This is a genomic window from Proteus sp. Marseille-Q3619, from assembly GCF_965283115.1.
Window position 1 is genome coordinate 3412132 of sequence record NZ_CBDIMP010000001.1, and the last position, 24070, is coordinate 3436201.

Consider the following 24070-nt stretch of genomic DNA (forward strand, 5'->3'; position numbering starts at 1 on the left):
CAACTGTTTAAATACCACCACAAACAAAGCGTCAATTATTTACAAAGATAAAAAAGACATTAAGGATAGTGAATGAGTGGTTATGTTTATGCAGGGTTTCCCAGCTCTGCTGGGGTAATTCTTGGTGTTATTCTTCTTATTATGCTTTTTAAATGGCTACGCAAATTTGCTGTACAAGATAGTGAGTTGCAAAAACCATCAACAGCAGGGCAGGAGCCCATTTTATCTGAAGCAGAAAATACGTCAGGTCAGTTGTTACCCAATGAATGGGGTTTATATGTTGCAGCACCTTATGCCGCAATGAATGAGTGGGCATATAACGAATATGATCAAGGTAAAGATGATGGTGGATTATCAGCAGGTTGGGGAATTAACGACCGTTGGGATTTAGTCTATCAACTATTTTGGTTGCTCACTCAAGGTCACACCAATGATTTTTATCAGCTACGTGACCAAATTTTGGATGGTAAAGAAGACGATGTTCAGTCATTAAAAAATGATATTTTACTTTCTGAGTTAACTGAACACGATAAAAATGAGCGTTTATGGCAAATCGATATGATGAGCACAAATCGCATGAATATCCAAAATGTGAAATACCTTATTTGGGATCTCTGCCGTTTTAACAAGCTCTGTTTAGAAGGTTGCCAACAAGGATATATTACTCAACAAGAAGCCCAAACATGGTCATTAATGAGCGCATCAATGTTGCGTCGGATTTATGATGGTTGGGAAGATATGTGGAGAAACTTTATTGCAGCTCGTTGGTTTTGGGCCAGTGGCGATCAAGATTGGGTATCTTCTCATCAAGCTTTTACGGATGTTATACAAAATATTCTGAATGCTGCAGACACGTTGGCAACAGAAGAGAACTGGATCATGGAGCTACCTCCATTAGATTTAATGTCGTTTTCTCGTACCGTAGCGGGTCTTGGTTTGATGAAAAATGATGTACCAATGACGCTTGACGAAATTGAAGAAGCGATTAGTCAGCGTATTACATTAAAGCAGCTTAATAGCTAATAATGCATAGCTAATAACTAACCCATAGCTAATAATGCGTTGAAAACCAATAGTGATATTGTGTTTTTATCGACAAAAAAACCGCACTTGCTGTTTATTGCAGATGCGGTTTTTTTATGAAAGTAGGTAATTAAATACTATTTAACGACTTGAGGTGATGCATTACGTTGCCCTAATTGTTGCAATGTTAACTCAATAGCTTTGCCTAATAGATGACGGTCGTGACGATAAGGAATATCTTTGGCTTCCAATTGAGCTTGTACAATTAATCGACCTTTCATCGATTCATATTGTGTTTCAGGGCTAATGATCACGGCATCTATGGTTTGTAAACCAATATAATTTTCCATCATGGCGATTTTATCAGACATCGTCATACTGGCAGCCGCAGGGCTTAGCTCTTTGCCTAAATTACCAATATAAATCGTTGTTGCACTGCTACGGCGTAATGCTTGTGCAAGCTCTGGTAGTAATAATAAAGGCATTAAACTGGTAAAAAAGCTACCGGGGCCAATTAAGATCAAATCGGCTTGTTCAATCGCTTCAATGGCTTCTCGTGTAGTCGGCACTTTAGGGTAGAGATCAAGCTTTTGGGGGATCTTAGGTAAAATATCAACATTGACCTCACCATAAATCTCATTTCCTTGGTCGTCTATCGCCATAAGGTCAACGGCTTGTTCAGACATAGGAATAAGGTGAGCATTCACTCTTAATAACCCGCGGATAAGATTAATGGCTTCTAAAGGTCGAACACTTAAGTTATCAAGAGCCTTAAGCATTAGATTACCTAAATTATGCCCTGCCAGTTCGCCTGTACCAGAAAAACGGTATTCAAACATCGCAGAAGCAACGGAAGGCTCAGTAATTAACTGATTAATACAATTGCGCATATCTCCCCACGCAATACCGCCTTCTTCTTGGCGAATACGGCCAGTAGAACCGCCATTGTCTGTTGTTGTAACAATACCAGTAAGACGAGAGCCTAAGTAGGAGAGTGCTGAAAGCACACGTCCAAGGCCATGACCACCACCAAGGGCAACAACACGATCTAAATCACTTAGCGTGCGATTTCGCATATTTGTTCTACTCATCTTTAAAAATTTGCCGCTAATTTATCACAATTAAATTTTAAGCCTATGATCACGACGTGATTTCATCACATTCCTAGTTTAATTTCACTTTTGATAGCCTAATATTTAATCAATGAAAGCGTTTTTACTTATGTTATTAGAGTGACTAAAGTGTCGTAAGTCGTTGTATTATAAATTATATAGCGAAAACATTATTCGCTTTTTGAAAAATTAGCAGGTAGAATCCACAATAAATATATAGGTATTAGAAACCTGTGAAAAACAGGTAAAGATTAACTCCTAGCCTTAATGTCTAAGTCATGTATTTACAAGATATGATGTTCTGGCCGTGACGAAACCAGTCACCAGGGTGCAAGGTAGAAATGCCAGCATCTCCCGATTTGGAAAGGTGTTACTATGCAACAACTCGTTGATGCGTTTTCCCGCAAATTTTTCTATTTACGTCTTTCAATTACAGACGTGTGTAATTTTCGTTGTACTTATTGCCTACCTAATGGTTATAAGCCTAACGGTCATAAATCATTTCTTTCGTTAGATGAAATCAGCAGACTGACACAATCTTTTGCCGCGTTAGGGACAGAAAAAATTCGCCTAACTGGTGGTGAGCCTACAATGCGTCGTGATTTTACTGATATTATCGCAACCATTAAAGACAATGCGGCTATCAAAAAAATCGCAGTTACAACAAATGGTTATCGATTGTCTCGTGATGTCGCTCAATGGCGTGATGCCGGTTTAAGTGCAATTAATGTGAGTGTTGATAGCCTCGATCCTCGTCAATTCCATGCTATTACAGGGCAAGATAAATTTAGCCAAGTAATGGAAGGTATTGATGCTGCATTTACCGCGGGTTTCGAAAAAGTAAAAGTTAACGTTGTGCTAATGCGCAATGTGAATGATAAAAACCTCCCAGATTTTCTTCGTTGGATCAAAGACCGACCTATCCAACTGCGTTTTATCGAGTTAATGGAAACGGGTGATGGTAGTGATATATTCAACCGCTTTCATTTGTCTGGTGAAGTGATTCGCCAGCGCTTACTCAATGAAGGTTGGTTACAAATTCCTCGCGCTCGTAGTGACGGGCCTGCTCAAGTATTTACCCATCCTGATTATCAAGGTGAAATCGGTCTTATCATGCCTTATGAAAAAGACTTTTGCCTAACCTGTAACCGTTTACGTGTTTCGGCCATTGGTAATCTCCATCTTTGCCTATTTGGTGAAAATGGTATTCCTTTACGCGATCTGCTTGCTGATGATAGTCAACAAGAAGCATTACAACAGCGTATCCAGGGTGGTCTTCTTCATAAACGAGAAACCCATTTTCTTCATCAAGGCGACAGCGGTATTACACCGAACTTATCTGTGATTGGTGGATAGTTTTTCGCTCTGTTATTTCGTTAATTTCAGGAGTTGTGCATGTCTCAACTAACTCATATTAATGCTGCCGGTGAAGCTCACATGGTGGATGTTAGCGCTAAAGCTGAAACAGTGCGAGAAGCGCGTGCTGAAGCCTTTGTTGAAATGTCGGCAGAAACATTAAGCATGATCACCGAAGGTAAACATCATAAAGGTGATGTATTTGCGACAGCAAGAATTGCAGGTATTCAAGCAGCAAAAAGAACATGGGAGTTAATCCCATTATGTCATCCGCTGTTATTAACTAAAGTCGAAGTGCGTTTAGAGGCACTCACTGGATCTAACCGCGTACGTATTGAATCTGTTTGCCGTTTAACGGGTAAAACAGGGGTTGAGATGGAAGCATTAACTGCGGCATCGGTAGCTGCGTTGACGATTTATGATATGTGCAAAGCTGTTCAAAAAGATATGGTGATAGGACCTGTACGTTTATTAGAAAAAACAGGTGGTAAATCAGGTCACTTTAAGGTGGAAGCATGATTAAGGTTCTCTTCTTTGCTCAAGTCCGTGAATTAGTGGGTGTTGATTCGCTTGAATTAGATTGTAAATACCACACAGTAGATGATTTACGTAAGGCACTAATTACTAAAGGTGAACGTTGGTCACTCGCATTAGAAGATGGCAAGTTACTCTCTGCGGTAAACCAATCCTTTGTTCAAGGCTCTCACGTTATTAATGATGGTGATGAAATCGCCTTTTTCCCACCTGTTACAGGAGGATAAGATGAGCGCATCAACTCGTATTTCAGTACAAACCGAAAATTTTAGTGTTGGTGATGAATACCAATGGCTTTCAGAGTGTGACAGCGATGGTGCTGTTGTGACATTTACGGGTAAAGTTCGTAATCATAATCTCGGTGATGAAGTAAGTACACTCACGCTTGAACACTATCCAGGAATGACTGAAAAAGCACTAACAGATATTGTGAATGAAGCTCGCTCTCGTTGGCCTTTACAGCGTGTAAGTGTTATTCACCGCGTTGGAACTTTGCATATTGGTGAAGAGATAGTGTTTGTTGGTGTCACCAGTTCTCATCGCAATAGTGCATTTGAATCTGCTGAATTTATTATGGATTTCTTAAAAACACGCGCACCATTTTGGAAAAAAGAAGGTCTTTCTGAAAACAACGACAGATGGGTTGATGCACGCCAAAGTGATTATGACTCGGCTGAGCGCTGGGAATAAATCATCACACTGAATTAAACGCTACATTACTTTACTTAAATTTATTTTATGGTGACATTTCATACAGTTTAATTCGTGGAAATGTAAAATCAGTGTGATAAAATTAAATTCTAATGAGTCCATAATGGACTTTTTACTGAAATAAACGTTATTGTTAAACCTAACGTTATCACTATGATTAAAGGGTAATCATCATGGATCGATTTTCACGTTCAAATGATTCAATCGTACAGCGCACAGGTTCTGGCCTACAAACCTTTATGGCTCAAGTTTATGGTTGGATGACTGTAGGTCTGTTACTCACTGCGTTTGTTGCACTCTACGTTGCATCAAGCGAAGCATTATTATCAATGATTTTTTCTAGCAAGGTCGTCTTTTTTGGTCTGATCATTGCTCAATTAGGGTTAGTTTTCGTGTTATCTGGTATGGTTCATAAAATGAGTGGCGCAATGGCAACCTCATTGTTTATGCTCTATTCCGTGCTAACCGGTGTGACTATCTCAAGCGTATTACTGGTTTATACCGCATCTTCAATTGCTAGCACTTTCTTTATTTGTGCAGCGATGTTTGGTGCATTAAGTGTTTACGGTTACACGACTAAGCGTAGCTTAACGGGTATGGGTAGCTTCCTGTTTATGGGGCTTATCGGTATTATTATTGCTTCTATCGTGAATATCTTTATGCAAAGCTCAATGATGAGCATGGTTATCTCTTACGCTGGTGTGTTGATTTTCGCAGGTTTAACTGCTTATGACACACAAAAATTAAAAGATATGGGTAATGAAATTAACCAAGAAGATAAAGAAAATATGCGCCGTTACTCAATTATGGGTGCATTAACGCTTTATTTAGATTTCATCAACTTGTTCTTAATGTTACTGCGTATTTTAGGCGACCGTCGTTAATTTTAACGGTATCTACGGATAAACGTAGTTTAAAAACAGCATAAAAAATAAATCCCATAACTTTTATAAGTTGTGGGATTTTTTTTGCATTTATTAAGAGAGTTTTTCTGTCGCACATAATTGAAATAGAATGAAGTTTAATTATCTCGTAACCAAGATCAGTCAGTAAATCTTTTGCTGTTGCAATATCGGCATTTTGAATCGCATCAAGAACATCGCCAATTTGGCTTTGTACTTTTTGATTGATAAAGTCAGTATCCATAATTTCTGACAATACGCTATTGATATCTTGCCCATAAAGCGAAGAGACTTTTTCAACCTGACCTTTTTCAATGCTGTAAACAAGAATATCTTTGTGATCACTGATTAATAGCGGAGAGTGCGTTGTTAATACAAATTGGCAAGTACAGATTTTAAGCTATCTTCCTTTGGAAAAGATAATAGGCAATGCTACCCGTTCCTACTGCAATCACCAATAAAGGCCATAAACTGTGCCATATAACAGTGATGTCGGCATTTTTAAGGTAGATCTGTTTTGTGATATCAGTGAAATGACGAATTGGGTTTATCCATGTGGCATGTTGCAGCCAAACAGGCATATTTTCTACGGGGGAAATATAGCCGGATAATAAAATCGCGGGCATCATAAACACAAAGACACCAATAAAAGCCTGCTGTTGTGTCGAGCTTAATGCGGATATTAGCAAACCAAATCCTACCAACGATAAGCCATAAATCAACATGGTAAAGTAAAACAGTAATAAGGAGCCAGAAAAGGGAATTTGATAACCAAATATACCAATAATTAACACGATAGTGCCTTGAATGGCAGCAACGACCATTGCTGGAACGGCTTTACCGACAAAGATTTGCCATGTTGAGAGAGGCGAAACTAATAGTTGATCTAACGTACCTTGTTCACGCTCCCGAGCAACAGAAAGTGAAGTCACAATCATAACGCCAATGGTAATAATTAATGCGACTAAAGAGGGCACAATAAACCATTTGTAATTTAAATTCGGGTTATACCAATTACGAACAACAAGTTCTGTTTTATTCAGTAAAGAAGGTGTATTGCCTGCTAATTCAGTTTGATAGTTTTGTACGATTTGCTGTACATAATTAGCAGCAATTTGCGCACTATTAGAATTTCGACCATCTAGGATTATTTGTAATTTAACAGGGACATGGCTTTCTAAATCAGCGCTAAAATTCTGTGGAAAACGAACTAATAAAAGCGCTTTACGATTATCAATAGTCTTTTTTATTTCATGTTCATTTTTAAGCAAAAGAGTTTGAGAGAATGCACTTGCTTTGGCGATACGCTGGGTTAACTCAATAGATTGTTTACCATTATCTTCATCAAAAATGGCAATAGAGGCATTGGTAACATCTAATGTTGCGGCAAATGGAAATAAGATCATCTGAAAGATAACTGGCATTATTAAGATAATACGAGTTTGAGGCTCTTGTAATAATGACTGTAACTCTTTCATTATCAGGGTGAGAAGACGATAAAACATAAATACTCTCCCTTTAATCTAATCGACGTCGTGTTGCTAACGCCGTTAAGCCAATAAAGAATATGGCAGAAACGATCAACAACCACATATCTAACATTAATATCAATGGAATATCGCCAGCTAAAAATAGTGTTTGCAAACTACTCACAAAATAACGCGCAGGAATAAAATAGGTCACCACTTGAATAAAAAATGGCATGCTATCAATTTCAAAAACAAAGCCTGATAACATAATTGCAGGCAAAAATGCAGCATTTAACGAAATCATCGCGGCATTAAATTGATTACGCGTTAGTGTGGAAATAAGTAATCCCATGCCTAAAGCAGTAGCTAAAAAGAGCGACGTAATGCCACCTAAAATCCACAATGATCCCCGATAGGGCACACCAAGCACAAATACAGTGACTACCATACATAGCACCATGACAAAACTCCCTAACACTTGGTAAGGAATAAGTTTTGAAAGAAGAAGCTCAGTGCGTGTAATTTGAGTGGAAAGTAAGGCTTCCATAGTGCCTCTTTCCCATTCACGAGCAATCACTAACGAGGTAAGAATAGCCCCAACTACCGTAATAATAATGGTGACGGCACCTGGAATAATATAGTGCTGACTAATTGCCGCAGGGTTAAACCAATAGCGAGGTTCGATTTCAATTAATGGCGTCGTATCAATACCCTTGCTGATAGCTTGTTGTTGTAACCAAATTTGCCAAACCCCTTTTGTGTAAGCTTGTACAAAGTTTGCCGTATTAGGCTCACTGCCATCGGTGATCACTTGAATGGGGGCTTTAGTATCTTGGCGAGCAAGTAATTCAGCAAAATTAACAGGAATAACCACAATGCCGCGAATTTGCCCCGCCTGCATTTTATCGATTAATAATTGTCGATTATCGCTAATAGTTGCATTGATATAGGGTGAATTCGTGAAGGTGTAAACAAGCTCTTGTGCTGGTTGGCTTTGTTGATTAGTTAAAATGCCAATATTTAATTTGCTTGAGTCTAAATTAATGCCATACCCAAAAATAAACAGCAAAGTAAGTGGGATAACAATAGCAATTAGGGCACTGCTGGGATCACGAGTAATTTGCTTTGTTTCTTTTAAACACAGTGCGTATAAACGTCGCCAAGAAAAGCGGGCATGAGATGATTGAGCTGAATTATGCATGTTTTTCGCTCCCTTTATCATTTTCACTTTCAAGTTTTTTATCGTAATCCAGCACTAAACCAATAAAGGCATCTTCCATTGATGGGGTTGGATTATCTTTGCTGGCAACCATTTTTTTCAGAGAATCAGGCTCGCCAGCTGCAATGATTTTTCCTCGATAAACCAAACCAATGCGATCGCAATACTCTGCTTCATCCATAAAGTGAGTGGTAACCATCACGGTCACTCCTTTATCCACCATGCCATTAATATGTAGCCAAAACTCTCTTCGCGTTAATGGGTCAACACCTGATGTAGGCTCATCTAAAAAGAGAATATCAGGCTCGTGCATTAATGAGCATGCAAGGGCAAGGCGTTGTTTATAACCTAAAGGTAAGGTTTCAGTGATTTGATTCACCATCGGCTGTAAACCAAAGGCAGTTATCATATCGTTGATTTTATCGCGTTGTTGTTTGCCATGTAAGCCATAAACACCTGAGAAGAATTTCAAGTTTTGTCCCACTTTAAGGTTGCCATAAAGTGAGAATTTTTGTGCCATATAACCTAAATGTTGACGCGCTTTTCCAGAGCTCTCTTTCAAGTCCATACCTAGCACAAGGGCTTTACCGCTGGTGGGGACTAATAAACCACACATCATTTTAAAGGTTGTCGATTTACCTGCCCCGTTAGGGCCTAATAAACCGAAAATTTCACCACGTTTAACTTGGAAATCGACATGATCAGTCGCTGCAAATTGACCAAACATTTTGGTTAACTGTTGCGCTTCAATCACGGTCTCATTAGGAGCGGGGGGGATCTGAGGCATAATTTCAGCTAATTCAGATTTATGAGAAGGACCGCCTCCTAATAAATCTATAAAAGCATCTTCAAAGCGAGGTGTAGCAGGAATAAGCTTCGTATCAGATTTACCCAAAGCGCTTAGTAATTCAGTTTGATTACTCTGTTTTTTCAGGATCAAACGAACGGATTGTCCTTGAATAACACCATCAGTAACTTGAGGTTGAATAATGGCCTGTTGTAATACTTTTCTACGCTGATGACCTTCAACATTAAGTAGAAAAGAGCGACCTGCCATTTTTGCTGTTAAATCTTGAGGAATACCACTATAAAGTAGCTCTCCTTTGTTAAGTAAGAGAATGTTTTTACATTGCTCTGCTTCATCAAGATAAGAGGTGCTCCATAGTATCAACATGCCATCGCTGGCCAAAGCATGCACCATTTGCCAAAGCTCACGGCGTGCAATGGGATCGACACCCACGCCTGGCTCGTCAAGAAGCAGAACTTTAGGACTACCTAATAAAGTACAAGCCAGCCCAAGCTTTTGTTTCATGCCTCCAGACAGATTGCCTGCAAGGCGAGATGTAAAGCGAGTGAGATCAGTAAATGTCAGTAGTTGTTGATAAACTTTTTTACGCTCTTCACCCACGACATTTTTTAAATCAGCATAAAGATTGAGGTTTTCTAATACTGTTAAATCTTCATACAGACCAAATTTTTGTGGCATATAGCCAAGAATAGCTCTGACATCGACACTCTGTTTTTGTGGATCCATTCCTAAAATACGAATATCACCAGCATCAGGCTTTAATAAGCCTGCAAGCATACGAATTAAGGTTGTTTTGCCTGCGCCATCAGGGCCAACTAAACCCGTCACAGAGCCACCTGTAATGGTGGCTGTTAATGACGAAACAGCGGGGTTTTCCAGTCCTGTAAAGTGTTTTTCAACACCGAGAAGTTCGATAGTGTAATCAGCGAGTCCCATTTTTCCTCCACACTTAATGAGAGGAAGCAAATTTTAAGGTGACAGGCATACCTTGGCGTAATGCGTCATCAGCATCCGTCACAACTACTCTGAGGCGATACACTAAATCGGTTCTTAACTCCGGTGTTTCAACACTTTTTGGGGTAAATTCGGCTGTTGGTGAAACAAATCCAATCGTACCATGATAAGGCTTATCTTTACGTCCATCGGTGTATAGATAAACTTCTCGATTAGGAACAGCTTCGCTTAAGTGAGTTTCACTGATATAAGCTCTGACCCAAACAGGGTTAGTTAATGACACCGTAAATACAGGGCTTCCAGCAGATAATATTGTGCCGGGTTCTACCGCTCGAGTTAGCACAGTACCTTGTGATGGAGAGATTAGTTGCGTGTCTTGGAGGTTTAATTCAGCTTGCGCAACAGCGGCTTTAGCTTGCATAACTTGTCCTTTCGCCGCATCAATGTCTTCTTTTCGATAACCATTTTGATACTGATTGAGCTTATCTTGTGCCGCTTTTAAGGCCGCCGCCGCTTGATTGCGATTATTTCTTGCGCTATCTAACTCATTGGCTGAGATGACTTTTCGGTTAGCAAGATCTTGCTGGCGTTTATAAAAGTTTTCTGCGTATTGCCAAGCGGCTTGCTTTAATGATACATCAGATTGAGCTTGCGCGATTTCTTCAGTGCGATATCCCGCTTCCATTAAAGCTAGCGAAGCAATTGCACTATCACGCTCACCATAAGCTTTATTTAGTGCATTGCGATAGGGCGCATCATCAAGCTTGCCTAATAATTGCCCTTTTTGGACAGGGGCTCCTTCATCAACTTGTAATGTGTCTAATCTTCCAGCAACACGAAAACTAAGGTTGACTGTACGTATATCGACATTGCCATAGAGTACTAATTCAGACTCTTTGTTTTCTTCGTAATAATAGATACCTGCAACAATACCGATAATAATCATTAAGATAATAAACAAACTGACTTTTTTAGTTTTCATAATAACTCTATTTATGCGTGATGGGTGTTAGTATAAATCTCTCTTAATCCATTGAGTAATAAAGTAATATGAGTTTTTAAGGTGTTGGAAATAATCTGATACTCATTTTTACCAATTCTATCCCATCCAGTTTGTCTTAGGATAGTTTCCCTGACTAAACGAAATGATAGCACTTCTCCCAATATAGCGTGAGTATGTAACATGGTTGTAGGTAGTGCAGCATCTAAACCAATATAAATAGCTAATAGCTTGTTTACACGCGTTAAAAGAGGCGATAACGCTTGCTGGTGGATCAAGGAATATGCTTCGGTTGGAACAAGCTGTTCCCTTGCCATAATGCGACTAAGATGAATATTTTCTTTATCAAGCACAAGACGAGCATATTGTAAAAAACTATCTGTAATAAGCGTTTGCAGTAATGGGAGGTGTTCTACTGGGTTAGGTCGTTCAAGAAATTCGTCAAGAATGACCACTGTCGGTTCAAAATCAAGGCGAATAAGATCAGCAATATGTTGTGCAACGGCGAGATATAGCCCTTCTTTGGAACCAAAATAATAAGCGATAGCGGCAATATTTTGTTGAGCAGCTTGTGCAATTTGGCGTGTTGTGGCGGCATCTGGCCCATTTTTACCAAAGATCTCACATGCCGCTTCCAATAATTGTCGTTTTGCTAGTTCACCGCGCGTTGTCTTCTGGTGGATGTCTGACATGATAGAAGATACCTTACTTAAGTAAAATGTAACAAAACCAATGATATTAAAAACAGCGATAACAAGGCGTATTATATTAGATGATATTGAACAATAGGGAAAATTTGTGATAAATAATCGAATAAAGCTGATGTGTAATAAAAAAAGTGTAATCTATTATTGAAAATTATTTTTGTATTCTGAATATAGCAAAAACTGTTAGAATAGGTGTTATTAGGTTAACCTAACAAGATTCATTCTCTTTCATCACTGTCTATACCTAGAAATGATAGTACCTATAGAGTAATAATGCCTATAGACTGACAGTATGAAAGCCCGTCATTTTTAATTTCAATCACCGTGTTATACGTTCTGGTTGTAGGAGACTACTGTTTTGACCGATTTTACATCGCTTGGTTTAAGTGAGGCGCTTCTCCGCGCTATTGATGAACAAGGGTATAAAACCCCAACCCCTATTCAACAGCAGGCGATTGAGCCGATTTTGGCGGGTAAAGACGTATTAGCGAGTGCGCAAACAGGCACAGGTAAAACAGCAGCTTTTACATTACCAATACTGGAAAAGTTATCTCAATCAGCAGTAAAAACAAAAGGTCGTCAACCAGTTAAAGCGCTGATTTTGACACCAACGCGCGAGCTTGCGGCTCAAATTGCTGAAAACGTAAAAGCGTATAGCCGTTATATTCCTATTCGTTCGTTAGTCGTTTTTGGTGGTGTGAGCATTAATCCACAAATGATGAAGTTACGTGGTGGTGTTGATGTACTGATTGCAACTCCTGGACGTTTACTCGATCTTGAACATCAAAATGCGGTTGACCTTTCTCGCGTTGAAGTTTTAGTGCTTGATGAAGCTGATCGTATGTTAGACATGGGTTTTATCCACGATATTCGCCGTGTGATCAATAAATTACCGAAAAAACGTCAAAACTTACTGTTTTCAGCGACGTTCTCTAAAGAGATCACGGGTCTTGCTAATTCACTATTAAATAACCCTGTGAGTATTTCAGTTGCGCCAAAAAACTCGGCTGCTGAATCTGTTGATCAATATGTTCATTTAGTGGATAAAAAACGTAAAACAGAGTTGTTATCACACTTAATTGGCTTAGAAAATTGGCCACAAGTGCTTATTTTTACACGTACTAAACACGGGGCGAATAAGCTTGCTGAACATTTAAATGCCGATGGTATTAAATCAGCTGCTATTCATGGCAATAAAAGCCAAGGTGCGAGAACGCGTGCTTTAGCTGACTTTAAAGACGGCAAATTAAAAGCGTTAGTAGCAACAGATATTGCGGCTCGAGGTCTTGATATCGACCAACTGCCTTATGTGGTCAATTTTGAATTACCGCAAGTGGCAGAAGATTATGTTCACCGTATTGGTAGAACGGGTCGTGCTGCTGCAACGGGTAAGGCTATTTCACTTGTTTGTGTTGATGAACATGGTTTATTAGCTGATATTGAACGTCTATTAAAACGTGAAATTCCACGTTTAGCATTAGAAGGTTACGATCCTGATCCTTCAATTAAAGCGGCTCCTTTACATAAAAAATCAAAGAATAATGCACCGCGTAGAAGTGGTGGTCGTGCAGATATTCGCGGTAAAGATAATCGCAACAATAGTCGTAAAGAGGGCGATAGCGAAGGTAAAGAGTCTGGACGTAATAAAAGCAAAGAAAACTACCGTAATAAAGATGGCTCTCGTACCGGAAAATTAGGGCCTCGCCGTTCACGTAAAAGTGATGAAGGTAGTGATAATCAAAGCCCTTGGTCAAAAGCTAGAAAAGAGTTTTGAGGTTAAAAAGTGCGAGTTCTATTAGCGCCAATGGAGGGGGTTTTAGACCCCCTTGTGAGAGAATTACTCACTTCGATTAACGATTACGATCTCTGTATTACAGAGTTTGTACGAGTTGTAGACGCATTACTGCCAACGAAAGCGTTTTATCGCTTATGCCCTGAATTGCAGACAGAAAGCCGCACTAAAAGTGGAACTCTGGTGCGAGTGCAATTATTAGGACAACATCCACAATGGTTGGCTGAAAATGCCTTTAGAGCTGTTTCTTTAGGCTCTTGGGGCGTTGATTTAAACTGCGGTTGCCCTTCAAAAACTGTTAATGGCAGTGGCGGTGGAGCTTCACTTTTAAAACAGCCAGAAACGATTTATCAAGCCACAAAAGCGATGCGTAATGCTGTACCTTTAGAATTGCCAGTATCTGTTAAAGTGAGACTAGGCTGGGATTCTTCAGCGTATAGCCATGAAATTGCAGATGCCGTGGCACAAGGTGGTGCAACAGAAATCACTGTTCATGGCAGAACAAAAGAAGATGGTTATAGCGCGGAAAAAATTAATTGGCAGGCCATTGGTGAGATCCGCCAAAGACTCTCAATTCCTGTGATTGCTAATGGTGAAATTTGGAACCGTGAAGACGCATTAGCCTGCTTAGCCACAACAGGTTGCGATGCGATAATGATTGGTCGTGGTGCAATGAATACCCCTAACTTAAGCCGAGTTGTAAAAGGCATAGAAGCTAGAATGCCATGGTCAGAGGTCATCCAACTATTAAAGCGCTATGTTCGTTTAGAAAAGCGCGGTGATACGACGATTTATCATGCATCACGTATTAAGCAGTGGTTTAGCTATTTACGCAAAGAGTATCCAGAAGCCGATGAGTTATTTAGGCAAATTCGAACACTAAAAACCTCGCCAGAAATCGCGGTAGCAATAGAAGCGTTGTAATTTAAAAATCATTTTATTCGATAAAAAAATAGTGCTAATTAATCAGCGCTATTTTTTTGTTTGTTAAGTCATAATCTTTCTGTTTATCTTAAATATAATGTTACTTATCTCCAATAGTTGGAAAAAATAACTATTTCGACTTACACTCAATAAGTGACATTTTTAGGTATGTTGTTTATATCATGACTATTTTTAGGGGGAAATATGGGAATTATTGCTTGGATTATCTTTGGTTTGATCGCGGGTATTTTAGCGAAATTCTTAATGCCTGGCTCTTATGATATTGGTCTGATATGGACTTGTATTCTGGGTATTGTCGGTGCCGTTGTGGGTGGTGCAATTAGTAGCTTCTTTGGTAAAGGTAAAGTAGACGGATTTAATTTTGGCAGCTTTGTGGTTGCGGTTATTGGTGCCATTGTTGTGCTCTATCTTGCAAAGATATTTGCAAGTTAATACTTTCACGCCAAACAGAGAGTGATAATAAACCCGCGTAATGCGGGTTTACTTTTTTAAGGCAAAAGCTGATTAAATTAGCATTCACAAGGGAGGGCACTTTCAGCGCCCCATTGCGCCCAAGAGCCGTCATAAAGTGCAATAGATTGGCAACCGAGTACCGTTAACGCTAAAAATAAAATAGCTGCAGTCATGCCTGAGCCACAAGTAACAATGATTGGCTGTGATAAATCCACGCCTGCTTGCTCAAATATTTGTTTCAGTTCAGCATTATCTTTTAATTGCCCATCAGTCACTAATTCATTCCAAGGCACATTTTTACTGCTGGGAATATGTCCACTGCGCAAACCAGGGCGAGGTTCTGGTGCTCTACCATAAAATCTGTCTGCCGAACGAGCATCTATCATCTGTTTTTGCTTGGTATTGAGATTATCAAGAAGCTGTTGTTTATTGGCATAACGTTGAGTATGACGCTCAACCACAAAAGGCGAAGTTGCTGGCGTAGCAATGCCTTCACCTTGTTGGATTTCAAATCCAGCATCAATCCAAGCTTGTAATCCACCCGCTAAAATACGCACATTGCGACAACCTAATGTTGTGAATGTCCACCAGCCTCGTGGCGCTGAAAATAAATTACCTTGATCATAAATAATGACAGTAGTGGTATTAGAAATACCTAATTGCGTCAACGTTTCTGAAAATAGTGCATCAGAAGGTAGCATATGGGGTAGTGACGTGGTTTTATCGGCGACTTCATCAAGATCAAAAAAATGCGCATGCGGAATATGACGTTCAAGATAAAGTGCTGAATAGTCAATGTCTTGTGTTGGCATCGGCGCACTGACATCAAGGATCACAAGGTCGCTATCATTTTGATGTTCAAATAGCCATTGGGGCGTGACAAAGTAATCATATTCCATAGTGCAACCTCATTTATTTTGTGGAAGGTGAGCTGTCGGGTATTGCTGGAAATTGTTGTGTTGGCGAAGTTTCAGGTTGAGCTTGTTTGTTTTCTATTGGTGTAGTTGAACGGGTATAAATATTTAATCCCGCAAGGAAAACGCCACCGATAGAGCCAAAAGCAAGTAGTGCGATAACAACGATAATTATTTTTTTCATAATGTTCATTTGCAGATGAATGTTGCGCAAAAGTATATCGAGATATGAGGTTGAAACAAGCGCTAAGTCTCCAGATTGAGGAAAAATACAGAATAAAGGAGAGGCGTTCTATCGCGTTAAATAGGGTGAATAGAGATGTAAAAAAGGCTATTTACCTTTATAAATAGCCTTAATTACAGTACATGACCCGTCCTGAATAAGGTTGACACTTTTCCAATCTGAAATTGGAGAGTGTAATGAAACCAATCACTAAACGAACTCAACGCGATTATTCTCTCGCTTTTAAATTACAGCTTGTTGACCAAGTTGAAAAAGGCGAAATAACCTATAAACAAGCCCAAGATCGCTATGGTATACAAGGATGCTCTACTGTTTTAGTTTGGCTTCGTAAGCATGGTAGGTTAGATTGGTCAAACGGTACCCCTGATACTTTTTATAGAGGTTCAGCTATGACCCAATCTTCTGAACAACAAACGCCGGAACAACGCATTAAGATCCTTGAAAAGGAACTTGAAGAGGCTCGGCTTAAATCCGATTTCTTCGAAGCAGTGGTTAAAGTCATGGATAGAGACTTTGGAGTTCGTTTGTCAAAAAAGCGCAAAGCCGAGTTATTAAAGAAAAAACGGTTAAAAACCTCACCGTAACAATTGCTTGCCGTTTTATGCAGATCAGCCGACAGGCTTATTACAAGAGACTGGATAGAACTGAGGAACGAAAGAAAGCCGATTCGGCCATCATTGATGTTGTTAAATCTGAACGAGTCTTACAACCTCGACTGGGTGGGCGTAAATTACATTTTATTTTAAAGCAAAAACAGATGGTTATTGGTCGTGATCGGCTATTTTCTTTATTGAAGGAACATCAGTTACTGGTGCCTAATAAACGGGCTTATCATCGAACAACCTTAAGCCATCATCGTTTTTATCGGCATCCAAATTTAATTAAGTCAGGGTTTATCCCCACACAACCAGAACAGCTTTGGGTAGCAGATATTACCTATTTATCGACGCATGAAGGTGATACTTATTTAAGTTTAATTACGGATGCGTATTCACGAAAAATCGTGGGATATCATTTAGATAACAATATGAAAACAAGTTCAGTGAAGAAATCGTTGGTTCAGGCGTTAAAAAAACGGACTTCGACAACTTCGTTAATCCATCATTCAGATCGAGGGATACAGTATTGTTCTTCGGAATATCAGGAGATACATAAAGAGCATAATATTCAATGTTCTATGACTGATGGGTATGATTGTTATCAAAATGCCTTAGCAGAACGAATTAATGGAATATTAAAAATGGAGTATCTACTGATAAAACCGAGTAATCTGGAACAAGCAAGAAAATTAGTAGAAGAATCAATCCAACTCTATAATGAAAAACGGCCACACTTATCGTTAAACTATAAAACGCCCGATGAAGTACATCGAGCGTTTTATGCCTGAAAAGTTGTCAACCTATATCAGGACTAGTCAACAAGTTGTGTTAATGGTTTCAATCAAAGGTTACAGTCAATGATAAGAAAAACCCCTTAAACTCAGGAGTAAATGAGTTTAAGGGAAAGGGGTAACGCAACTTAAGACTTCATTTAAAATACAACTCAATTTTTATGAGTAAAGGAACCAGAATGTCATTGCTAAGTTCACAATGGCTGCCACAGCCATAGGAATAGCGGTTCGTTTAACTATTTGGAATGGTGAAACATTCGCAATACCTGCAATGGCGACAATGGCTGCGGTAATCGGTGAAACAGTACGGCCAAAGCTTGTCATAATTTGCATAGGTAGAATTAAGGTAATGACATCCACTTTTAAGAAAGCCGCTATTTTCGGTGTTAAGGCTGCAAATGAGAAGAAGGCAGCATTACCAGAGCCCATTAAGAATGCGGCTAAGGCAAGAATGGCACTCATCACAAGGATCATGGCGACAACACCGAAACCTGCATCTTGAGCAGAGCTAATAAGTGTATCGACTGCACCACTTTTTAATAAACCATTAGCAAAAAACTCACCCGATACAATTAACGATACCACTAAGACAAATTGCTTACCCATTCCTTCAAAAAACAGCATAAAGCTATTCATTACTGCCTTTGCATCACGTAAACGAACATATTCAAAGAGAAGTGCAATCACTGTACTGATAACCATCGCTGTGGTGACTTCTAATTTAATATAAGGGTGTAATAAAGGACTAAAGCCAATAATGAGTACCAAAGGGATCACGGGTAATAAGGCATAAGACAGTGGAATTTTGTTTCCTTCTTCTTTAACTGCATCAATAGTGGTTGGATCAAAAACAAATCCTTCACGTTTATCCCACCAGCGTTGAATAAAGAAATGGGTAATCGCAACAGCAATAATAATAGGAATAGTAATAGGTAACTGGTGCTGAACAAAATAAACGGCAGGTTCAATATCCGCAGTTTTTGCTGCCATAATGACGTTACCAGAGCCGGGACCATGGTCGATAAACTGGCAGCATCCAATAACCGCTAAAGCAGAAAGTGGGCTAATGCCAGAACGAATTAATATCGGATACATGGTGACCATTAATAGCATTCCCAAACCAGCATGACTTGGAATAAAAATAACCAAGATTTGGGTAACTAAAAATGAAATTACCAAAAGTAAATAAGGCGATTTAATTGCTTTTAAAGGTTTTTCAAAAATAGCAAATAAAGCACGGCTTGCGCCAACGTGTTCCATATAACGAGAGAAACCCGCAATAGCCATTAATGTTAAGCCCAGTCCCGCTAAGCGAGAACTCATAATATCCGTAAAGATTTGGAAAATATCAAAATACTTAAATTGCGTTGATTTATTTTCTGGTAGTAACGGATTAAGATCGAGAGAAGCAGTTAGGAGCAGTAGCAATAAGCCCCCGAGTAATAATACTGGCTGAGGTTTATAACCTCTAGCCAGTAGATAAACCACCAACGCGGTTACCAGCGCGGCAATGATTAAACCTGTCATAATAAATTCCCTAGTAGTGACGCAATAATATTGTTGTTATTTATTTAATGCTGAGAACGCTTGTGTAATGTCTGCAATTAAATCCTCAGTTGCTTCAAGCCCGATATGTAAACGAACAAAAGGACCGTGGCCTTTATGCCAATCAGAGGCGCTTCTTGCTCCTGCAACATTGGCAGGTAAAGCAAGGCTTTCAAATCCACCCCAAGATGCACCGATACCAAAAAGTGTAAGAGCATCAATAAATTGTTCTGATTGTTTGGCGGTATAACCTTGTTTAAATTCAATGGTTAATAAACCGTTGCTGCCTTTACAATCACGTTTCCATAAATCATGACGAGGGTGATTAGGTAATTCAGGGAACCATACTTTTTCAACTTCAGGGCGTGTTTCTAGCCATTGCGCAATAGCAAGAGCAGATTTGCCATGAGCTGCAATACGCTGTCCCAGTGTTCTCATACCACGAAGCACTAATGCTGCATCATCAGGGCTGCTGGCTTGACCTAATGCTTCAGGCAATGCACCAATTTTTTCCCATGCTTTTTCATTCGCAACCATAATTCCCATCATCACATCAGAGTGGCCGCATAAATATTTAGTCGCTGCAATAACTGAGACATCAGCACCTAATTCCAGTGGGTTATAAAGCCATGCAGAGCCCCAAGTATTATCAACACCAACAGGAATATTTCTTTCATGCGCAATACGGCAGATTTCAGGTAAGTCGAGCATTTCATAAAGTAATGAACCCGGTGATTCGACAAAAATAAGCTGTGTATTGTCTTGAATTTTTTGCTCAAAATCTGAACCATCTGTTTTAAAGAAGCTATAAGCAATGTTATTGGGTTCAAGAAAAGCAGAGGCAATTTTACGCACGGGTTCATAAACAGAATCTGCAAATAAAACATGACCACCACTGCGTGCATATCCCATAATGGTTACAGCGATAGCTGCCAATCCAGTAGGGAACAGTTGAGCGCGATGGCCACCTTCTAGCTCAGTTACTAAAGCTTCCAGTGCAAAAGCGGTTTCAGTACCACGAGCGCCGTAACTCAATACGCGCTCTGTTGCACGACGATCACGGACATCACGCCAGCTTTTAATAGAATCAAAAACAATGGTGCTGGCTCTCATAACGGGTGGATTAACTGGACCTGAGGTTTTAATTTCTTGGCGTCCACTGTGTATCAGTTTTGTTTGTTTATTTTGTTTCATTATTAATATCTCCAAATATAGAAATAGAGTTCCCCGGTAATTAAATAAAACCTTTAATTACTTTTTTCTCTGCGCTTATTCTGTTTCTATTATTTATAACAAACTTATTTATTTTTAAAATAGCTCTTTTTACAAAAAGATGATCTTCATCTAATTTTTTAGCATTAATTATTCTAATTAAATCTTAAATAACATTTAAGATTCAAAAGTTATAACTAATAAATAAAGAGTTATTTGTAACATATTGAATTAATGTTATTTTTTTATTGATTAGAAATTTTTTAATTTAGATTAAAATTATCAAAGTGTTTTTTTAGAGATTATATTGCATAAATAAAATAACAATCTAACAAGTCGTTTGATTAAAAAAACGATTTTTTTATTATTCTTTTAACAGGGGAAATAATTATGGGAACCAGCGTTTTTGATTCGGTTTTATTAAAGAATTTATGGTCAACAGAAGAAATGAGAACTATTTTTTCTGATAAAACAAGAATGCAAAATTGGCTTGATTATGAAGCGGCATTAGCCATAGAACAAGCAGAATTAGGGTTGATCCCAAAAGAGGCAGCAAACGTTATTGCAGACACCGCAAAGCTTGAAAAGCTCGATATGGATTATGTATTAGAACAAGTGCGTTTGACTCGCCATCCATTAGTGCCAACTATTCGTGGTTTAGAACATGCTTGCCCTGAACATTATGGTGAATATGTTCACTTTGGACCAACCACACAAGATGTGATTGATACAGGTCTTGTACTGCAACTTAAAGATGCTCATCATACTTTCCTTCGTGATATCAAAGTATTAGGTCGTTCGTTATTATCACTAAGTGAAAAACACCGAAATACACCCATGGTAGGGCGTACATTAGCATTACAAGCACTGCCAATCACTTTTGGTCATAAAACTGCAATTTGGTTAACAGAATTAGCCCGTCATTATCAACGTCTTAAAGAAATTGAACCGCGTTTATTTGTGGGAAGTGTCGTCGGAGCGGTGGGCACAAAAGCCTCTTTAAGTGATAAGGCTGATGAATTAGAAGCGCGTGTATTAAAACGTTTAGGTTTAGGTGTGCCTGAAATTTCATGGCAACCTGCACGTGATAGATTTAGCGAATACGGCATGTTGATTGGCTTAATTAGCGGTACATTAGGTAAAATTGCCAATGAAATTTTGATATTAGCACATAACGAAATTGATGAATTATCAGAGCCTTTCAGCAAAGGACAAGTCGGTTCTTCAACGATGCCTCATAAACGCAATCCAGCTATTGTTGAAAATGCCGCTTGTGTCAGCAATACCTTAAAAGCAAACCTTTCTGTTTTAACCGATATGATGAAACATCAACATGAGCGTGATGGTGCAATCTGGAAAATGGAATGGAAAATCATGCCAGAACTGTGTCTGATGCTGTCTGTTATTTTTGATAATATGAAAACAGTATTAGGCGGGTTAAATGTTCATGTTGAAAAAATGCGCAAAAATATGGATATTTTGGGTGGCTTTATGCTGGCTGAACGCGTGATGTTTGCATTATCTGATAAAGCAGGTAAACAAACGGCACATGAAATTGTGTATGAAGCATCAATGTCAGGGCAAGAAGAGGGCATTACTTTCGTAGAAGCAATTAATCGTGATACACGTATTCGTGATCATATTACGCAAGAAGAACTTGATGCATTGTTAGATCCAACGACTTATGTGGGTAATGCGCCAGCTCAGGTTGATCGCGTTGTTGCACAAACCAAAGCCTCTGGCTGGTTAAATGACTAAGTGAATTAATTACCTCCAACCTTCTTATTATCTAAAAGCCGGTGATATTGCTGGCTTTTTCTTATCAATTTCGAGGTTTTTATGACATTGAGTCAGCAGTTAGCCCAATTTATTACCACAACCACATTTTCTGATTTACCTGCTCAAGTTGTTAGCCGAGCTAAAATTCATTTATTAGATACATTAGGTGTCGCTTTGGCTGGCAGTGTGCAGCAAAGTGCAATTCAAGGGCGACAAGGTGTTGCTTTTTTACCTGATAGTCAAGGTGATATCCCTATTTGGGGAAGTTCACAAACGGCAAATACAACCGTGGCAGCTCTTGCCAATGGAATTGCAGCACATGCTTTAGATTTTGATGATACACATACCGATTCCATTACACATGGTAGTGCAGTATTAACACCAATTGCTTTTTCATTGGGTGAATCTATCGGTGCATCATCACAAGATATTTTAACGGCGTGGGTGATTGGCTGGGAAGTCGCGGCGAGAGTAGGCTTAGCAAGCCATAGTGGATTTCATCAGCGTGGTTTTCATGCCACCGCAATTGCTGGTATTTTTGGTGCAACGGCTTGTGCCGCTTCACTATTAAAATTGACGCCTGAACAAACTGTGAATGCATTAGGGTTAACAGGAAGCCAAGCAGCAGGAGTGGCTGAATATCTTACTAATAGCTCATCTTCTAAATGCTTTCATGCGGGATGGGCTGCGCAATCAGGTATTATCGCCGCATCATTAGCAAAAGGTGGAATGACAGGCCCTGAAACAATATTTGAAGGTCGGTATAGCCTTTATCAAACCCATGGTATTCGAGAGCAAGCGCAACCAGAACAAGTCGCATTGGGATTAGGTGAAGTATGGGAATTTTTAAATGTTTCTATTAAGCCTTATCCGGTGTGCCATTTTGCTCATGCAACGGTTGATTGTGGGCGTAATTTGCTGAAAAAAGGGATCACCGCTGATGATATCGAGAGTGTCGAGTGCGTTGTCGATCCAGTAGCTGCTGCCTTGATTTGTGAGCCACCTGAAACAAAATGGGCGCCTCAAACAGCTTATGGCGCTAAATTTAGTTTGCCGTGGTTATTTGCTGCGGGTTTTTTAGATAATGCATTAACGCTATCTTCATTATTACCTGAAAACCTCCAACGGGAAGATATTCAATCGTTAGCGAAGCGTGTAAGTTATCGTTATCCCGAAAAAGGAGAAATTCCATTTCCTACTTATTTTCCCGGGTTAATTTTCGTGACATTAAAAAATGGCGAAAAGATCACGGAGAGATTAGATATTCAGTATGGTAACCCGAAGAATCCAATGATAGATAAAGATGTGATCAGTAAGTTTTACGATAATGCATCTTTGGTGATAGAAGCTGAACAATCGGCACAATTAGTTGAGAAAATACTGCATTTCGACAATGTAACTATTTCAGAAATAACACAATTATTACGTGTTAAAAAATAGAAGGTTAAGCTGAAATCGTATAAACAAGATTATTGTGTGAAGGATTGGTTTTATCTGCCAATCCTTTATCTATTGTCTTGCACACATAAATTCAGATGTACAAACTATCTTTTTTCCAATTTTCACCGTACCTGAAAAGCTAACAATAGTGCGTCGCTGTCGGCGAAACTGGATCTCAATAAGTAGCTGATCGCCTGCTTTTACTACGTCATAAAACCGAGCATTCTTTATGCTGGCAAAATAACATTGCTGATCCTCACTCATAGGTGAAAGGTAGTAATGTGCAAGAATGCCCGAAGCTTGAGCCATGCTTTCAAGGAGTAATAAAGGTGGGTAAAACTCGCCAAAAACAACGGTGTCATTGGTTGTGACATTTTTAATGGCTGTTAATTTGCCACTGGCAAGTTCAGCGGGCGTAGAAATAACGCGATCAATTAATAAGAATGGATAACGATGAGGCAATATTTCCATTATTTCACTGACGGAAATGGGCATATATTTTCTCCTCGTTGTGATGATAGAACAAATAGGCTTTTTACAATAAAGGTGGCTATTATTCCA

24 protein-coding genes and 1 riboswitch are annotated in these 24070 nt (G+C 39.2%); of the genes, 12 read left to right on the plus strand and 12 right to left on the minus strand.

What is annotated here, in order from left to right; genetic code table 11:
* The first annotated feature begins 72 nt into the window (after positions 1-72).
* Positions 73-1023, plus strand: a complete 951-nt coding sequence (locus ACWPWK_RS15705; protein ID WP_109373981.1) for a DUF1266 domain-containing protein — start codon at positions 73-75, stop codon at positions 1021-1023.
* Positions 1024-1160: 137 nt separating this feature from the next.
* On the opposite strand, the gene yvcK is transcribed toward ACWPWK_RS15705, so the two are convergent.
* A complete protein-coding gene (gene yvcK, locus ACWPWK_RS15710) occupies positions 1161-2099 on the minus strand; it encodes a uridine diphosphate-N-acetylglucosamine-binding protein YvcK (protein WP_109373982.1) in 939 nt (312 codons plus the stop codon).
* A gap of 279 nt (positions 2100-2378) precedes the next feature.
* A riboswitch (molybdenum cofactor riboswitch) is annotated at positions 2379-2521 on the plus strand.
* Between yvcK and moaA the strand changes: the two genes are divergently transcribed.
* The 5 genes from moaA to ACWPWK_RS15735 all read left to right on the plus strand — a co-directional run bounded on the left by moaA (position 2511) and on the right by ACWPWK_RS15735 (position 5620).
* Positions 2511-3491 (plus strand): GTP 3',8-cyclase MoaA, encoded by a 981-nt coding sequence (moaA, locus tag ACWPWK_RS15715; protein ID WP_109373983.1) that lies wholly within the window; start codon positions 2511-2513, stop codon positions 3489-3491. (Overlaps the previous riboswitch by 11 nt.)
* A 39-nt stretch (positions 3492-3530) precedes the next feature.
* A complete protein-coding gene (gene moaC / locus ACWPWK_RS15720; protein WP_023581221.1) occupies positions 3531-4010 on the plus strand; it encodes a cyclic pyranopterin monophosphate synthase MoaC in 480 nt (159 codons plus the stop codon).
* A complete protein-coding gene (gene moaD / locus ACWPWK_RS15725) occupies positions 4007-4252 on the plus strand; it encodes a molybdopterin synthase sulfur carrier subunit (protein ID WP_109373984.1) in 246 nt (81 codons plus the stop codon). Before moaC ends, moaD begins: the two co-directional genes overlap by 4 nt.
* A 1-nt stretch (position 4253) precedes the next feature.
* Positions 4254-4715, plus strand: a complete 462-nt coding sequence (gene moaE / locus ACWPWK_RS15730) for a molybdopterin synthase catalytic subunit MoaE (protein WP_098943826.1) — start codon at positions 4254-4256, stop codon at positions 4713-4715.
* Positions 4716-4909: 194 nt separating this feature from the next.
* The gene (locus tag ACWPWK_RS15735) at positions 4910-5620 is read left to right on the plus strand and encodes a Bax inhibitor-1/YccA family protein (protein WP_109373985.1); all 711 of its coding nucleotides are present in this window, start codon (positions 4910-4912) and stop codon (positions 5618-5620) included.
* Here ACWPWK_RS15735 and ACWPWK_RS15740 read toward each other — a convergent pair.
* From ACWPWK_RS15740 to cecR, 6 genes are all read right to left on the minus strand, one after another.
* Positions 5574-5894, minus strand: a complete 321-nt coding sequence (locus ACWPWK_RS15740) for a hypothetical protein (RefSeq protein ID WP_162558388.1) — start codon at positions 5892-5894, stop codon at positions 5574-5576. The genes ACWPWK_RS15735 and ACWPWK_RS15740 overlap by 47 nt on opposite strands.
* A gap of 139 nt (positions 5895-6033) precedes the next feature.
* Complete coding sequence (locus ACWPWK_RS15745; RefSeq protein WP_109373987.1) at positions 6034-7143, minus strand: ABC transporter permease; 1110 nt, start codon at positions 7141-7143, stop codon at positions 6034-6036.
* Between the two features lie 13 nt (positions 7144-7156).
* Entirely contained in the window at positions 7157-8308 is a 1152-nt protein-coding gene (locus tag ACWPWK_RS15750; RefSeq protein WP_109373988.1) for an ABC transporter permease, read from the minus strand.
* Positions 8301-10070 (minus strand): ATP-binding cassette domain-containing protein, encoded by a 1770-nt coding sequence (locus tag ACWPWK_RS15755; RefSeq protein ID WP_109373989.1) that lies wholly within the window; start codon positions 10068-10070, stop codon positions 8301-8303. Before ACWPWK_RS15755 ends, ACWPWK_RS15750 begins: the two co-directional genes overlap by 8 nt.
* A gap of 13 nt (positions 10071-10083) precedes the next feature.
* Positions 10084-11070: a secretion protein HlyD gene (gene hlyD / locus ACWPWK_RS15760; RefSeq protein WP_109373990.1), complete on the minus strand. Its 987-nt coding sequence runs from the start codon at positions 11068-11070 to the stop codon at positions 10084-10086.
* An 11-nt stretch (positions 11071-11081) separates the two neighbouring features.
* The gene (gene cecR, locus ACWPWK_RS15765; protein ID WP_109373991.1) at positions 11082-11780 is read right to left on the minus strand and encodes a transcriptional regulator CecR; all 699 of its coding nucleotides are present in this window, start codon (positions 11778-11780) and stop codon (positions 11082-11084) included.
* Positions 11781-12153: 373 nt separating this feature from the next.
* On the opposite strand from cecR, the gene rhlE reads away from it, so the two are divergent.
* The 3 genes from rhlE to ACWPWK_RS15780 all read left to right on the plus strand — a co-directional run bounded on the left by rhlE (position 12154) and on the right by ACWPWK_RS15780 (position 14964).
* On the plus strand, positions 12154-13569 hold the full coding sequence (rhlE, locus tag ACWPWK_RS15770) for an ATP-dependent RNA helicase RhlE (protein ID WP_109373992.1): 1416 nt from the start codon (positions 12154-12156) through the stop codon (positions 13567-13569).
* A 9-nt stretch (positions 13570-13578) separates the two neighbouring features.
* A complete protein-coding gene (dusC, locus tag ACWPWK_RS15775; RefSeq protein ID WP_109373993.1) occupies positions 13579-14511 on the plus strand; it encodes a tRNA dihydrouridine(16) synthase DusC in 933 nt (310 codons plus the stop codon).
* A 204-nt stretch (positions 14512-14715) separates the two neighbouring features.
* Positions 14716-14964, plus strand: a complete 249-nt coding sequence (locus ACWPWK_RS15780; protein ID WP_075672760.1) for a GlsB/YeaQ/YmgE family stress response membrane protein — start codon at positions 14716-14718, stop codon at positions 14962-14964.
* 77 nt (positions 14965-15041) lie between these two features.
* On the opposite strand, the gene sseA is transcribed toward ACWPWK_RS15780, so the two are convergent.
* Positions 15042-15884, minus strand: a complete 843-nt coding sequence (gene sseA, locus ACWPWK_RS15785; protein WP_109373994.1) for a 3-mercaptopyruvate sulfurtransferase — start codon at positions 15882-15884, stop codon at positions 15042-15044.
* Positions 15885-15897: 13 nt separating this feature from the next.
* Positions 15898-16083, minus strand: a complete 186-nt coding sequence (locus ACWPWK_RS15790; RefSeq protein ID WP_100159496.1) for a hypothetical protein — start codon at positions 16081-16083, stop codon at positions 15898-15900.
* Between the two features lie 236 nt (positions 16084-16319).
* Between ACWPWK_RS15790 and ACWPWK_RS15795 the strand changes: the two genes are divergently transcribed.
* Positions 16320-17530 (plus strand): IS3 family transposase gene (locus ACWPWK_RS15795; RefSeq protein ID WP_196574217.1). Its coding sequence is split into 2 segments (ribosomal slippage): positions 16320-16662 and positions 16662-17530, totalling 1212 coding nucleotides; the frame shifts between segments, so codons are not numbered across the junction.
* 162 nt (positions 17531-17692) lie between these two features.
* Here the strand turns inward: ACWPWK_RS15795 and dcuC are convergent.
* Together dcuC and metC are read right to left on the minus strand one after the other, a co-directional pair.
* Complete coding sequence (gene dcuC / locus ACWPWK_RS15800) at positions 17693-19060, minus strand: C4-dicarboxylate transporter DcuC (protein ID WP_109373446.1); 1368 nt, start codon at positions 19058-19060, stop codon at positions 17693-17695.
* Positions 19061-19096: 36 nt separating this feature from the next.
* A complete protein-coding gene (metC, locus tag ACWPWK_RS15805; protein ID WP_109373447.1) occupies positions 19097-20272 on the minus strand; it encodes a cystathionine beta-lyase in 1176 nt (391 codons plus the stop codon).
* A 408-nt stretch (positions 20273-20680) separates the two neighbouring features.
* Here metC and purB point away from each other — a divergent pair, with 408 nt between their 5' ends.
* Together purB and ACWPWK_RS15815 are read left to right on the plus strand one after the other, a co-directional pair.
* Entirely contained in the window at positions 20681-22048 is a 1368-nt protein-coding gene (gene purB / locus ACWPWK_RS15810) for an adenylosuccinate lyase (RefSeq protein WP_109373448.1), read from the plus strand.
* Between the two features lie 81 nt (positions 22049-22129).
* Positions 22130-23509, plus strand: a complete 1380-nt coding sequence (locus ACWPWK_RS15815; RefSeq protein WP_109373449.1) for an MmgE/PrpD family protein — start codon at positions 22130-22132, stop codon at positions 23507-23509.
* 69 nt (positions 23510-23578) lie between these two features.
* Here ACWPWK_RS15815 and fabZ read toward each other — a convergent pair whose 3' ends face one another.
* A complete protein-coding gene (fabZ, locus tag ACWPWK_RS15820) occupies positions 23579-24004 on the minus strand; it encodes a 3-hydroxyacyl-ACP dehydratase FabZ (protein ID WP_109373450.1) in 426 nt (141 codons plus the stop codon).
* Between the last annotated feature and the right edge of the window lie 66 nt (positions 24005-24070).